General features: G+C 34.9%; 11 protein-coding genes and 1 pseudogene. All 12 read right to left on the bottom strand.

The genetic code is table 11. The features are described 5' to 3' along the window. Window positions 1–33: 33 nt before the first annotated feature. The 12 genes and pseudogenes from DW721_RS14425 to DW721_RS14370 all read right to left on the bottom strand — a co-directional run bounded on the left by DW721_RS14425 (window position 34) and on the right by DW721_RS14370 (window position 15,321). Window positions 34–1,311 carry an ATP-binding protein gene (locus DW721_RS14425; protein WP_118746138.1) on the bottom strand — a complete coding sequence of 426 codons (1,278 nt, stop codon included), beginning with the start codon at window positions 1,309–1,311 and terminating at the stop codon, window positions 34–36. 151 nt (window positions 1,312–1,462) lie between these two features. After that, window positions 1,463–1,846 carry a TnpV protein gene (locus DW721_RS14420; RefSeq protein ID WP_118746137.1) on the bottom strand — a complete coding sequence of 128 codons (384 nt, stop codon included), beginning with the start codon at window positions 1,844–1,846 and terminating at the stop codon, window positions 1,463–1,465. Window positions 1,847–1,888: 42 nt separating this feature from the next. After that, window positions 1,889–2,638 carry a DUF6040 family protein gene (locus DW721_RS14415; protein ID WP_118746136.1) on the bottom strand — a complete coding sequence of 250 codons (750 nt, stop codon included), beginning with the start codon at window positions 2,636–2,638 and terminating at the stop codon, window positions 1,889–1,891. Beyond that, a pseudogene (locus DW721_RS14410) lies at window positions 2,577–3,263 on the bottom strand (MobA/MobL family protein); the annotation flags it as partial. The pseudogene DW721_RS14410 and the gene DW721_RS14415, both read right to left, overlap by 62 nt. A gap of 646 nt (window positions 3,264–3,909) precedes the next feature. Next, window positions 3,910–4,494: a hypothetical protein gene (locus DW721_RS14405; RefSeq protein WP_118746134.1), complete on the bottom strand. Its 585-nt coding sequence runs from the start codon at window positions 4,492–4,494 to the stop codon at window positions 3,910–3,912. A 5-nt stretch (window positions 4,495–4,499) separates the two neighbouring features. Further along, on the bottom strand, window positions 4,500–4,823 hold the full coding sequence (locus tag DW721_RS14400; protein ID WP_118746133.1) for a hypothetical protein: 324 nt from the start codon (window positions 4,821–4,823) through the stop codon (window positions 4,500–4,502). A 425-nt stretch (window positions 4,824–5,248) separates the two neighbouring features. Next, the gene (locus DW721_RS14395; RefSeq protein ID WP_118746132.1) at window positions 5,249–6,784 is read right to left on the bottom strand and encodes an ATP-binding protein; all 1,536 of its coding nucleotides are present in this window, start codon (window positions 6,782–6,784) and stop codon (window positions 5,249–5,251) included. Window positions 6,785–6,924: 140 nt separating this feature from the next. Then, window positions 6,925–8,502 (bottom strand): ADP-ribosylglycohydrolase family protein, encoded by a 1,578-nt coding sequence (locus DW721_RS14390; protein ID WP_118746131.1) that lies wholly within the window; start codon window positions 8,500–8,502, stop codon window positions 6,925–6,927. Continuing rightward, window positions 8,489–9,169, bottom strand: a complete 681-nt coding sequence (locus tag DW721_RS14385) for a DarT ssDNA thymidine ADP-ribosyltransferase family protein (RefSeq protein WP_118746130.1) — start codon at window positions 9,167–9,169, stop codon at window positions 8,489–8,491. The genes DW721_RS14390 and DW721_RS14385 overlap by 14 nt, the downstream gene beginning before the upstream one ends. Next, entirely contained in the window at window positions 9,166–10,599 is a 1,434-nt protein-coding gene (locus DW721_RS14380) for a 3'-5' exonuclease (RefSeq protein ID WP_118746129.1), read from the bottom strand. Before DW721_RS14380 ends, DW721_RS14385 begins: the two co-directional genes overlap by 4 nt. Window positions 10,600–10,880: 281 nt before the next feature. Continuing rightward, on the bottom strand, window positions 10,881–14,048 hold the full coding sequence (locus DW721_RS14375; RefSeq protein WP_118746128.1) for a type I restriction endonuclease subunit R: 3,168 nt from the start codon (window positions 14,046–14,048) through the stop codon (window positions 10,881–10,883). Between the two features lies 1 nt (window position 14,049). Beyond that, entirely contained in the window at window positions 14,050–15,321 is a 1,272-nt protein-coding gene (locus DW721_RS14370) for an FRG domain-containing protein (protein ID WP_118746127.1), read from the bottom strand. Window positions 15,322–15,645: the final 324 nt, after the last annotated feature.

The following is a 15,645-nucleotide window of genomic DNA, read 5'->3' as shown; positions in this document are numbered from 1 at the left end:
CAGATTTTATGGTTATCCAAAAACTTAGGGAGCTTATTTGGCATCGGCATCATCCCCCTTTACATCACTTTTAATACTAAGCAATGAGTTAATCAACTCTGGATCTGGTAAAGCGCCAAGTGCACCTTTCCTATATTTTTCCATAACATCTGTCGTGTCTCTCACTCCCTGCTGTGCAGTAAAATCAGCAAGTGAATATACATATACACCTTCTTCATCCTTATGAACGAACCAAATCTGTTCCTTTCGGAACATTCTCTTGCAATCCATAAGATTTATATCATGAACTGTAAATATCATCTGTGCACTTGTATTCAACTCATTATTAAACATCGCAACTATCGCCCTGGTAAGCTTAAAATGAATACTGCTATCCAACTCATCCACGACTAAAATCCTGCCTTGTTCAAGTGCTTCAATTACATAGCTGGCAATAGCTGCAATCTTCTTTGTTCCTGTAGAGTCAAACATCATACTTGGCACATGGACTCCCTTATAAGTGGAAACCAATCTGATTTGATCCATAATATTCTTTGAAATATCAAGTACTTTCTCATCTGGCTTTTCGTCACCTTCACCAGTTTTCAGTTGTATCTTATCCATGTCCACATATTCAAAATTATCCATATATAAGTCAGCATCTTTTATGAACTCAACAACCTTTTGCTGTAACTGATTCTTATTCTTCATAAGTTCAATCGTGTGCTGCATAGGTATATTATTCATATTGATGATATCAATTTTTTCTGCAAATCCGACAAGAATCTGCTTCATCACGTTGATATGTTCGAATTTACTTGAATCTACCACATAGCATAACAAATTATTCTTCGATACAACAGAAATCATAGTCTGAACAGATTCATCAATACACTCGTATGCTTCACTAACAGTATCCTTTTTCAACCAACAAACTTCCTTTTCGTTGTTGTACTGATCTTTAAATATCTCCGAAAATGACTCATATATATATTCTTCTTTTTCTGCGTCGTACTTAAAATCATAAGAGAACTTTCTTCCAGATGCCATAAATGTAACACCTAACTCGCATACATCACTATCAGTAAAAATATTCGGCATCAGTCCATTCTTCTTATTTAAAAGTACATTTCTTATTGCCCTAATGCACTTGATTAGACATGTTTTACCGGCATTGTTTGGTCCATATATTCCTATCGTTTTAAGGACATTAAAATTATTCTCTTTGTGAACATTTGCTCCAAATTTTTTATTTCGCATATCTGCTTTCATTGAAAATGTAATATCATCCTCAAATGCATAACAGTTTTTTGCTCTTACCTCTATAATCATGGCTCATTCCTCCAAGTCACTTTTTCTATTTACTTATCATTATTATATCATTAAATATTTTTTATGCAACTTTTTTTCATAAAAAATATTTAATTTTATAAATTTAACAATATATCATATAGCAAAAAGGCAGCCTCCAGGCTGCCCCAAATCACACATACACCACCTCTCTCACCACAACCGCCTCCGCACAAGCAATAATATTATTCATCTTCCCTACCCACAGCATCTGATTCTCAGCTTTTAACTGCTCTGTCACGCCTTGTTTCTCCTTCATCTTTTCCACAATCCTATCCAGCGTCTCATGACATTCCTCATCAATATCATGCAGATATTCATTCAACTTTCCTTCAAGCAACATCTCCATATAATATCCATGTCTGAACTCCTTCAGATACTCACATCTCATATGTCCAAACTTTCCGATATTATAATTTGTTCCCTCTGGCAACTGTAAATCCGGATAATAAATATCATCCTCGCCCAGCACATAAGTAATTCCATTCTCTACAATAACTTTCTCCAATTTTCCCATAACTTTTATCCACCTTTCTGCGATATTTCTCACACCTTAGCATCAATAATAGCCTCTGGCTCTTTTACAACCTTTCACATACGCTCTGATTCCAACATATACTGCCTGAACTAATAACAATAAAGCAACGAGATTCAACTTTACAAAAAACTTTATCCAATCTCCAAAATATACAGCCACAGCTAGACTTATTACTGCCACACCAACGCTAATCACTTCCCAACAATTCTCTCTATATGCCTTCGTAACTTTCTTTTCTATAATTACTATAAGTACACCTATAACTCCCGCAACTCCAGCAATTACTATAATAAACAATAACCAATGCACTATAATCGCTATCATCTCATTCGGCATCCTATCTCCCACCTGTGCCAACGCCTTTGCAACACCGACAATCCATTTGCAAGACTGACAAATATCATTCCATAGTACCTCGAAAAATGCTGTAAAATCGCCTAAAAATATCCCAGATCTCATTGCAGCAAATACTGTCGTCATGATTGCATACCACAATAAAACTATAAGCATTGCATCAAATCCAACAGCCTTTGCCTTATACTTCTTTTCCAGTCCATTTCTTTGATGCTCATACCGCTCTTTCGCCTGCTGATATGCCTTGCGGTCACAATTTCGGCACCTTTCGTAGAGTACCGGCTTTTCAACCGGTATCTCCACTTTCTTTTGATGTGTTAATGCATATTCCTTTTCCTGCTCAGCTTGTCGTAGTTTATCTTGACATTCCTCTATTATGCTGTCGGCTCTTTTCTTTTTCTCTTTCTCGCTCTGCAACAATTCTCTTGTTTGCTTCAATTCGTTCTTTAAGACTTGTACGTTCTCGGCTTTGTTCTCGCTGTTCAGCTTCTCGCATAAGTTCAGCAATTCGTTCAGTTGCCCTTGCAGTATTTGTATCTCGTTGTCCTTCTTCTAGAGAATTATATCTTTCTGTGTCAGTTCCTTCTCCATGCTCTCCAACACATCCAGCATTTCCTCCATCCGCTCGTCTTGCTTTGAGCTTCTTAAGTCGTTCATCTACATCCATCGCTTTCTCTAGTCGGTTCTGCAGTTCAACAATTCCTCGTTCTGTCTCTGCAATAACCGATTTTCGTAGTTCAACGTCTCCACTAATTCTTTCCATTGCTGATTTTCGTCTTTCATCATCTGCTTTTTCTCTTTCAATATCTGAATTTCTCCGTCCTTCTTCTCCAATAATTCGATTTTCCTCTACTTTCCAAGAGGCGGATGCAAACTGTCCTAAATGATATTTTTCCTCAATCTTTCTTGCATCTGCTCCCTCATGAATGGTCGGTATTTCAATCTTTCCTTGCCGCTCATAAGATCGATGGTCAATCTGCTGTTCCTTCTTTAAATGCAGATTACATTCCTTCGCCCACTCACTTCGCCACAACTCACAGTTTTTCGGATTATTTCATCCTGTTGCATCGGTAACCTCACGTTTCCATTGTTTACGGTTACGAGAATCTAATTTCTGATTTCCATCTGCATCCAATACCGGAATGCGGATACCATCCTCTTATAGATAAAGGTGACTGCCCTTGAACAATCAAAAGCAATATATGCAGCTCTTGCTTAAATTCTTTCTCATAATTCATAAAACATTGATTTTACAAGGCTTTCGGCTACTATGAAATAAAAATAAAAGAGACCGTAAGATGAGGAATACTTTGACTCATCTTATGGTCTCTGATACTTTTTATTTTATTGTTGACGATATAGTTTTTTGCCCTAAAGACGATAAACCATATTGCCCTTTAACATTTACATTATTCAAACTCGCAGAGTCTGGTTTGATTTAGGTTATTTCAATATGGTTATCTATACTATTTTGTATTGTTATTCTACACCTTTTCCACACATTATTTTTCGTTTCACATATTTTTAGTACCAATCCAGTACCATTGCATTTTTTCATTATTGTGTGTAGTTCCGGTGGCTTGCAGGTTCGTTTACCATTCACAGAATAAATTTCTGTCGGTTTGTAAGTCCACCTATGGAAATTATAATCTCCAAGCGATATTTCTGCAAGGAAAAATTTTGTGGTACTAATCGTTAGTACCACGATTGTTTTCTATGTACTGAGCGAAATCAATTACCTTTGCTGGCTTTCTCTTAGCAGCAATCCCTAGTCGTTCCATGTCTAATTTAAAAAGTTCACTCGGATATCCATACGCATCAAATCCCTCTGGCTGGCAGATATCTCTGTTCAGATATTCATTAAGTTCCCATTGATACTTTGCTTCTTTCTCCAGCTTCTTACCAAAATACTGTGCATCCATTACCATTCTGTTAATGCCACCAACCGATTTCCTACCATGAATTTTTGTTACAGTTGTATCGCCTGACATTTTAAAATACTGCCCTATCTGTTCCTCGGAATATCCCATTTCCTGCATCACGCCATGAATCACACTGCAGATATACATTGTATAGTAATTCCAGTTTCTTGGTTCAATATCTGTCATTGCTATTGTATAACGATTACTGGCATTCACAATAAACAAGACATTTCTTCCTTTTATTTTCGTCAAATGTGTGTCCCAGCAGAACACAAGTGAAGCACCTTTGCTTTCTTCAATCTTTGTTGTTTTTAGTCGATCTTGAACTGCTTTTGTTGCACCAATCTCCATATGTATCACCTGCTCATCTCAAGTATTCTTTTTACTTCATTCTGTAATTCATCACTAAAGTCTGATAAATCATTATATGTAATTACTTTCAGTCTAATGAGACGAACAATATCCCATATTACCTCTGATTTTTTCAGTTCCATGACAACTCCCAGATGACGTTTATCTTCTTTTATCCGTTTTTCAAGTTCCCAGAATTTCTCTGATGCAGGCTTTTTATCATCATTCAGAAAATTTGCATACTCTTTAACAAGACCTTCCATATAATTTTCCTGCCAGCCTGATAATCTTTCTCGAAATAGCTTCCAATCTTTTTTACTTATGTCCATGATTTTGAACCTCCTCAGTCTCATGTTAGTCTCAACAAACGATTTCAAAAATGAGACTGTCTTGAGACTACAACTTTATAATTTACCTGCAAATCCCGGTTTTATCGCATTTTGCTATATCATAGAGTCTCACTCAGTCTCAAATCTAGCGAGACTTCGTTGAGACTAACTTTGAAATATTCGTTTTTCAGAAAGCTCTTTAATCGTCTCTCTTTAGAAAGCTTTTTCTTAGAATATTCTGATTTTAGCCACTTGATTTTTCTCAAAATTTCTATGACATTTCTACGACATTTTCTATGACATTCCCCATCTTCATTATAAGAGTTACTTAAACCAAATTTGTGCCTTTAACCAATTCAGTTTTTACATTCTCATGACTTCAACACATAGAGCTTTTACATTCATCAATACTCTATACCTCATTTTTATTCTATGAATACATACTTTCCCTTTCCTTTACCATTCACCGCTTTAACAACTTTCATGTCTCTAAGTTTTGTCATGACTGCTCTTGCTGTGGATGGTGAGCAATCAAGAATTTCTTTTATTTCTTTTGTTCCAAAAATTTGATTTTTCTCTATTTCATCATACACCTTAAGAATATTTGCTTTCGAAGGTTCATTATATTTTTGCTGCTCAATCGCCGACTTTATCCTATCAACCGCCGATTTTTTATCGTCAATCGCCGACTTTTCTTCTCCAATCGCCGGCTTTTGGCAATCAAGCAACGACTTATTGACTGCAACAGCCAATTTTTTTAATGAATCAGCAGTTTTTTCAACAATAATTTTTCCAACTTTTGAATTATAAATAACCGCTTGCAACATAAAAGCATTTGTATGATAAACAGGATCTTTTAGTCCCACCTGCTCCAACTCATTACACATACGATTAACACCTTCGCCAAATTCTTTTACAAATTTATAGTTCTTTAAAAACTCTGCAATCTTAGGATTTCTGGAAAAATGTGTAAAACGTATATTGTCTGCCCTTACAAGTCCCGGAAGTTTCCCAGGACTTTCAACTACTATATGGTCATCAAACATTTTTATCTGAATATCTGTACCGGTAATACTATAAGCACGATGAGTAACAGCATTTACAATCAATTCCTGTCTGACAAACTTAGGATATTCCTCATCTGTAACAAATGTTCCGTCCGGTCCAAGATATGTTTTTTCTTTTACCTGCGTATCCAAATATGCAATTGCTTCATTTATCATATTAAGCAGTGTGCCTTCAAAGATGACATCCTTTATAACATTCATTTGTGTTCCAAATTTTTCTTCTGTTCCCTCATAACGTATAAAACGAATCCTTGCACGAGGGAAGAAATTTTGCGGATTCTTTCCAAATAACAAAATTGCAGCTGTACTAATTTGAATCTCGTCATCTTTTTCTTTTATGAACCCTTTGTTTTCTTTGAGATATTCCAATGGACTTTTCCCATAATCAATCTTATCTGTATATTCTTTTACAAAGTCCATATCTATATCATCTATCGTAGCATCAGGCACAGCCTTATCTTCAAAGTACCGTTCTCCCTTATCATAATTAAGCTGAAGACGTTCCTCAAATGTCTGCAATTTAGATTTATCACCAACTCTTAAGAATACATCATCTGCCTGATTTGCATGCACTTGTGGACTTGCATCAATATGCATTACAAGTACATGATTCTCTCTTCCCTTTTCATCAACACACGGAACTTTTTCTATTCCAACTTTAATAGTCGGATTGCAGAAATCAAATGGCACTCTTAGAAGTTCATTTAACTTCTTGGTTTCAAAATCAATGCCTTCAATTCTTTTTGTCTTATCGGTTATACCTATTGCAATATCTCCGCCATCCGCATTAGCAAATGCAACAATCGGTATTGCTAAATCCTTAGGAGAAATATTTATACTTTTTCTATCAAATGTCTGATTTTCTTCCTTTGATAAAATTTCTTCAATCGTCATTGCATTCACCTTCCTATAATTTTTCCTAGGATCATTTAATTATTATAGTAATCACTTCCCCTAAATCACAGACTTATACCACTGTATTTAGTAACTTTGTTTTTATTTCACAACTATTATACATAATTCATTACCGACAATTACAACAACTCATATATATTTACGATCTGCTTCTTTGTCATCTTATACTGCCTCCACTTTGATTTCATCCCATCAATTTGTTCTTTTGAAATTCTATTTTCTTCCTTCATTTTCATAATCTCACATAAAATTTCAACAAAATCATTGGCATCAGATACTTTAATTAAAATCTGTTTAATGTCACGTAAATTTTGTACCGTAAACAAAATTTCTGAACTATGTTTTTCGTTTACTTCATACTGTACGCTCTGTTCTAAATTTAATGCTTTTTTCCCTATTTTCCTCGAGAAAATTGTTTGTCCATATGCTGTTTTCCATATATATACCTTTACATACATGTCTGCTCGTTTCGGTTTATCTTCTCTTATCTCCTTTAGTGTTATCTCTCCAAAAGGAAGACACTCTATACTTTCTCCTATTTTCAATGTTGCCATTTTCTCATTATTAAATAACTTATATTTTTTATCGCTATTGAGGAAATCACACTTTTCATCCATCATTTGCTCTACAAGGTATTCAAATAATGAATAGTCTTGTACTCCCCTTAACTCTATTGGAATCCAATCTTTGCCGTTTAGAGCACCAGCCAATCCACCAACCATGGATGCCAATGTATCTGTATCTGCATTACTTAAGTTCGCAGTCTCATATATTGCCATTGCAGGATCATCCGCATACTTAGAAAATAAATAGATTGAAACTACCGCTGAGACATTCCCCGCACCATTTATTTTCGAATTATAACATCCCAATTTTTGAAGAGTATCATCTCTTAAATCCAAAATGCCTTGATTTAATGCTTCTTTTGCAATTTTTAAATAATTTATTGTTTCTATTACACATTCATTCCACATTCGGTCATAATCATATTGTGCATATCTTTCAGCTTCACTTTTCCATATAGCAATATTGTTCACCTCTGGAAGTTTACTCCATTGTTTCTCTTCTATTAATACATCTATCAATTCTCCATAACTTAACACAACATCCTGTTGTATCAATGTTCTCACTGCCATCGCATATAACATAGCCCCTATCAATGCTCGTGGATGTCCATGAGTATACATTCCATTTAAAACAACTTGTTCCATGATTTTTTCGGCATTTTCTTCATTTCTAAATATATGTGGAAGGATTCTCATTGCAACTCCATTTCCACCAGCCATAAAGTAATCCTTTATTTCTAAAGGTGAATTGCTTTTCTCATCCCACGGAAATATATTGTTAGCCCACTTTTGTGCCGCCCTCTTGGTTGCTCCTCCGCCTCCTCTTTCATACTTCAACCACGCTGGTAATTCTGCTTTGCGAAAAAAATTACTCCATTGACGACCTCTTAATAAACTTCTAGCAGTGGCAATAATTAGTTGTGTATCATCACTATATTCACCCGCACAAATTTTTTCTTCATGTGGCCAGTATTTTCCGCCTGCACGACGATTCCACTCCACATATGTTCTTATGCTATTTCTATTCTTTCTAATGTTTTTACTATTTTGTTCATTTGGCCACCCCAATGCGTCACCTATTGCTGCTCCAATTAACGCCCCTGTATATTTTTCCTTTTTAGAACAACTCATTTTTTTCCTCCCTATATGGTCTTACTACTGGTTCTACTCCACTTCTTATTTTTCCACTTGTTGATACATCAAATAATTCTGGTGAAATAAACACATCGATTTTAGGAAATCCCATTACCTTCCATTCAACTATTTTTTGTCTTGCAATTTTCTCATTTTCAAATACTATTCCTTTAATCATTGATACTGGAATACTCTCATAAACTAACACTTCTGCTTGATCATCTGTAGGTGCATTCTGTAACATATCAATTGTCCTATTTTGCCTTCCTACATTTGCTGAAAACATTTCTCGAAATGCTTCTACTCCTTTATAAATATATGCACCATAGTGAGTAGCTGCATTAACCTTACAAAATTGTGTCGTTTCAATAGTAGCAACTATAGGATCAATAAATAGGATTGCCCAATCTGAAAATATAGGGTTATTATCTTTTACTCTACGTAAGTACCACCAATTGGGATATTGGACAGAACAATTAATATATTCCGTTTTGCCATCTAATCGCAATTTATCATTTTGAATCAAAACATCTTGATTTATAAAATCAACAGCTTTAACACCTTCATTGTTGTTCAATATATGTAAAAGTACATTTGTATGAACAAAATGACATAGCCTAGTTATATTTCTTTTTGTAATTTCCTTATATATTTCATCTATCATTTTAATTCCCTCTCATCATACAACGATTCATCTACTTCTAACAATAGCTCTGTTTTTTCTGCCGTATACGATAATATTAATCCTCTTTTTGCTCTTGTTATAGCTACATATAATAATTTTGCTTCTTCCTTTAATGCTTCGTCTCTGCCCTCATTTGCTAAAATTCTTTCTTCTGATGGCAGATATTTCACAGAACAAAAAGGTAAAAATACCATATCGAATTCTAATCCCTTAGCTGAATGAAAAGTTCCTATTGAAATTTTTGCATTTAAATCCAATACTCCCATCCGATTTTTCAGAATTTGTGGAATAATCTTTTTTGTTCTCAACTTTTCCTCTACTAAATCAACTAGTTCTCGGTTTCTAACCAAAATTGCAATGCTCTGATTTCCAAACATTCTTATCGCCGTCTCTACTATCCACTCTAACTCCGTCTCTTCATCTTTGCATTTTACAATTGCAGGCAATGGAGACGACGCTGTAGGTAATACTGGTTCTACCAAATCCTGCTTATCTTCAAAATATTTTGATTTTGAAATAGCTACTGCAAATTTAGCAATTTCTTTACTATTTCTATAATTACGATCAAAATACCATATCTTATTTTTTACTATTTTTAATCCAGCTTCTCTCCACGACAATCGTGATCCATAAATTTGTTGTGCAACATCACCAAAAAAAGTAAATGTTCCATCCTCCGGAATAGCTTTAACAAGTGACTTAAGCATTATAGGTGATAAATCCTGTCCTTCATCCACTATAATATGCTTATACATTCTCTTTTCCGTATCATTATCTAGCTCTTCGTATACTGTTTGTGCTATATCTTCCCAATCATATAAATACCCTTCCTCTTTTCTTACCTCAAGATATGCCTTATATACTTGAAAAAAATATTTCCTATTTTCTCTTATTATCCGCGTATCAAAGCGTCCAACACGTTCAACTTTCTCATATTCATCAAGTGTTTTTATTCCCATTTTTTCAATCCAATTTATCTCTTCTAGAAAAACTTCTTCTGATCTTTTTAATGTACTATTAGTTCCATTCTCTGCTTTCACCTTTTCCAATGCTCTTCTTACAAACAGTTGCTTTTTATTATCGCCATCTTCCATTCCCGAAACTATACCATTCCATCTCGGCATCTTGTTTCTATATGCTAAATATCCTCTTGCAAACTTGTGATAATTTCTAACATCAATGTTTCTAGGAATTTCTGAGCCAACTATAGCCTCTAAATATTTTACAAGTGTCGTATTAAAAGTAACTAACAACACTCTTTCCTTATCATCCAAAGTGGCAAGATAAATCGCTCTATAAATAACTAATGTTGTTTTTCCACTACCAGCTGTACCCAAAACAACATTATGTCCTTCTGGTTTTAAATCTAATACCTCTAATTGTTTTCCTCTCGGCTGTGATAATGCCATATTTTACCTCCATATATCTATTCATACTATAACACACTTAATGATTTCTTTATACTCCACCAAGTATTTTGAATACTTGATCCCTTATATCACTATAATCCCCTCCCCCCATTTTTGTCACATATATCTTCTATGCCACGTGCAAAATACTTTTCATTATCTTATAAAAAATAATTGACACAAACTTCCCTAAACACTTCTGCTTTGTTTTCAAAATCATTTATTATTTTATAAACTAATTTTAGTTTTGCACAAATCATACATTTTCTTTTCATCTCAAACTAATCTTTAACTATTTTAGTTTCCATATCTCCATATACCTCTCTTTTCTCAGCCACCATCAACACATCATTTTTTTCTTGCATATATGTGTATCCGGCTTTTCTAAAATCCACAACCTTTTCTTCTCCCATATCATTATTATCTGTCCAAAGTTCACACTGTGTCATAACAGTCTGAACTGCATCTTCCATACCCTCAGGCGGATACTTGTACTTTTTCAGCAGTTTCTTTATAAGCATACGCATTTTTGCTCTTGCTGATTCTCGTTTCTGCCAGTCAATTGTTTTGTTTCTTCGTAGAGTGTCTGCAAGTTCTTTTGTAATCGCTATCAGTTCTTCATTTTCATAGAAATCCTTTATTGCCTGTGGCTTCGTTAATGCATCATAGAAGGCAAGCTCATCAGCAGTAAGCCCAAGCTGATCACCTTCCTTTTGGGCTGCTGCAATCTGTTTTGCAAGATTCAGCATTTCCTCAATAACTTCTTCATTTGTCAACATACCATTAAGATACGCATTAAGTGAACGCTGCATAATTTCACTAAACTTCTCAGATTTAACTACATTAGTTCTGCGATATACTGAAACCTGTTCTGCAATCAGCTTCTTAAGAAGTTCAACGGCAAGATTCTTTTCTTTCATATTGGCAACTTCTTCAAGGAACTTCGGATCAAACAATGAAAATTCCTCTTTGATATCTGAGAAAAGATTGATAACTCCATCACTTTTGATACTCTGCTTTAAAAGCTCATTTATCCTCGCATTCATTTCTGGAAGAGAAATCTTCTTTCCGACTCCTGTATTTGTTAGTCTAAGAACGAGAACACGTACCGATTCAAAGAATGCTGCTTCAAATCGACTTTCTTCATCAACCAACGAAGAACAGAGCGACAATGCCTGATGTAGCATAAGTGCTTCTTTTACAAACGAGTCCTTATCGTCTACTTTTTCTCTGTCCATAATAAAGTTAACAGCACCACTGATAGTTTTTGCTCTTTCAAGGTCTGTTCCAACTGTAAACTTCGAGTAATCATATCCGTGGAACATATCCCGACAAACCGACAGCTTTTCCAAGAACTTTGGATATGCTACATTTGCAACATCAGTATCGCCATAGTTCTTTTTATCACGAGAAGTATAATCATTCATTGCCTGTTTCAATACAGATGCAATTCCAACATAATCTACAACAAGTCCGCCTTCCTTATCACGAAACACACGATTTACACGAGCGATAGCCTGCATGAGATTATGGCCAGACATTGGCTTATAAACATACATAGTTGCAAGTGAAGGAACATCAAAGCCTGTCAGCCACATATCAACAACAATTGCTATCTTCATAGGGCTGTTATTATCTTTGAATTTCTTAGCAAGTTCATCCTTATGATGTTTATTGCCAATAATCTTTCTCCATTCTTCCGGATCATTATTACCAGAAGTCATAACAACTCCAACTTTCTCAGTCCATGCAGGACGAAGTTCTAAGATACGCTTGTATATCTTCATTGCAATAGAACGAGAATAAGCAACTATCATTGCCTTTCCTGTTAAAAGATTCTCTCTGTTATTCTCATAATGGTCAAGAATATCACAGACAAGGGAATTGATAGTATTATCATTGCCAAGAACAGCTTCCATCTTACCTAGTTCACGCTTGCTTTTCTCAACTACTTCTCCATCAGCATTTTCAGCCATAACATCATATTCACTATCAATCAACCTAAGAGTATCTTCATCAAGGTTAAGCTTGATAACTCGGCTCTCGTAATAAACAGGTCTTGTTGCTCCATCCTCAACCGCCTGTGTCATATCATAAATATCAATATAATCACCAAATACTTCACGAGTGCTACGGTCTTTTGATGAAATAGGAGTACCAGTAAATCCGATATATGTAGCATTAGGCAGAGTATTTCTGATAATTCGTGCCGTTCCAATTTTTATCTTACCGGTTTTGGCATCAACAGTTTCTGTCAGTCCATATTGTCCTCTGTGTGCTTCATCCGCCATAACTATAATGTTGTTTCGCTCCGACAAAGCTTCGTGAGATTCTTCAAACTTCTGCATTGTAGTAAAAATAATACCATTTGCCTGTCTGCCGGCAAGCAAAGACTTTAAGTTTTCTCTGCTTTCAGCATGTATCGGCTCTTGTCTTAAGAATTCTTTACACTTTGCAAATTGCCCATAAAGCTGATCATCAAGATCATTTCTATCGGTGATAACAACTATAGTTGGACTATCCAATGCTTCTTGCAACAAATGTGCATAAAATACCATAGAAAGTGACTTACCACTTCCTTGTGTATGCCAGAACACGCCTCCCTTACCATCCGTAACAGTAGCGTGTTTTGTGGATTCAATTGCTTTTCTAACTGCAAAATACTGGTGATATCCTGCAAGAATTTTGAATGAGTTAATACCCTCATTTGAAAAACAAATAAAGTTCTTTATAATATCAAGTAGTCGTTCTTTCTTGAACATCCCCTCAAAGAAAGTATCAAACTGTGCAAACTGTGTATTCTCATAATCTCCATCTTTCGTTTTCCATTCCATAAAGCGATCTTCACCTGAAGTGATTGTACCTGCTTTAGATGTCAACTGGTCGCTCATAACGCAGATGGCATTATAAATAAACATAGATGGGATTTCCTGCATATAATTACGAAGCTGTCTGTATGCTTCCGAAGCATCCGTTTCTTCACGAGAAGGAGATTTCAACTCAACCAATACAACCGGCAAGCCATTTAAAAAAAGAATTACATCAGGACGCTTATTACTATTTTCAATGAAAGTCCACTGATTCGCTATGATAAATGAATTATTGTCAGGATTTTTGTAGTCAACAAGATAAACTATAGAGGAACGCTCCTCTCCAGCTACAAAATATCTTACTGGAATTCCATTTTGCAAATAGTCCATAAATGCAGCATTTTTCTGAACAAGCTCTCCATTTTCAAAATTTTTAAGCTTGAATAAGGCATCCTGAATAGCGTCATCAGGCAGATCTCTGTTCAAACGATACACAGAATCAAGAATAACTTCCTCATATAATGGATTGTAAAAATCTCTTTCTATATCTGGACCATAAACATATTCATAGCCTAAATCATTTCTAAATAGCTCTATAACTGAATTTTCGTAATTAGCTTCCGTATAATTAGCTAACACTTTATTCACCTCTCTCCATTGCTGTAATAAAATCTTCAACCATTTGGCTTAATAATGTCACAATCTGTTCTGCCTTTTGCTTTGCAACATCCCTTGATTCATATTTTTTAAAATAATATCCTGTAATAGACATAATTATTTTACTGAGTATTGGATTACGCTTATACCAATCAACAGTAAAATGTTCTTTTATTATGTTTAATACTTCCTTAACATCTTCTTCTCCAATAATACCTTTAAATTGATCATCAAAATTGTCAAGAATGTATTGTTCCAGTTCCGGTTGTTTTACCCCTATATCCTGCTTACTGCTTGCAGACTCTTCTTCATATTTTGTAAAATCTGTAACAGGATTAACAAGATTACGATTCGCATACTTTATGTAGCTTAGTTGATGCTCTAATTCAGGAAATAGAGTAGCCTCATTTATGTTATACAGATCTAGTTCCTTTAAAATATTTTCTTTATCTTCTCCTGAAATATAAAAACACGTATCGCTAAATTCTTCTTTTAGTTTTCCCTTTGCTTTTGATATAACAGAATTCTTGAGCTCATTCTCTTTATTAAAAGAAAATAGGCTTGTCAGTAAAAATACTCCACTTTGCTTTCTCAATCTTTCATTTGTATAAGTTGGCATTACCATGTAGTTATTTTGTATTATTTTTACAAACTCTCCGTAATTTACTAACCAATTGTTCTTTGTTCCTTCGTCGATAATTCGATCATGATATAATCTTTCAAGAACATCAGACAAAGTATTTTCTTTTTCCAAATCATAACTTGCTAAAGCAGACACAATTTGAATTTCAATATCTGTGGATTGAGATGAATAGTATTTGTCCGTATAATAAATCACTCCATATGGTTCTTTTTCCACTTCTCCATCTTCCGTAACATATTTTACTGTGCCATGCTTTTTACATGCGAAGTAGAGTGCAACCAACGGATTCGTAGTCAAATCCAAAAGACGAGTACACATCCCATAATGCTGGTACTTAGTCATAATATCAAACATCGAATTCAAGTCCCTAAATTCTGTTGGCGACTTCTGCAATGGTATCTGCATCAATTTATGTTCAATGCTTAACATATCATCTCTAAATATACTCGGTTCAATATCCCAAAATTCAGTCTCCTGACCCCTGAAATACAATTCAGTAGAAGTTCCGTCTTGAGCTTCCTTCGTCTCTTTTACCTGTCTTATCATTTCAATAAAAGAACTAACTGAATCAATCAATGTTATATTAGATTCATCAATTTCTTTATATGCCACTTTATCTACTCCTTTGCAAACTAAACGATTATCATCCTTTGAAGTGTTTTGACTAGCAGTGCACCACCTGCCAAATTAGCACTCATAGTATATAAAATATCAAAAATTACACATACAAATTCTTTCACTTTACTTCCCATGGCGTCATCTCCCTTCGCTTTTATCACTATCTTGACAACAGATACAGTAAATAAGACTACAAGCGATGAAATAGCAATTGGTGCAGCTAACCCTTGCACTGCAAGTCAAAACACTCCAAGTATGGTAAACAATAATTTACCGCCTCATCTGTGCGTAGCACGGATAGCTGCAATGCAGCTAAGA

It is taken from the genome of Clostridium sp. AM27-31LB (assembly GCF_003480745.1).
GTDB classification, from domain to species: Bacteria; Bacillota; Clostridia; order Lachnospirales; family Lachnospiraceae; genus Butyribacter; species Butyribacter intestini.
The sequence above is the reverse complement of the archived record's forward strand: the minus strand, read 5'-3'. Positions and strand labels throughout refer to the sequence as shown.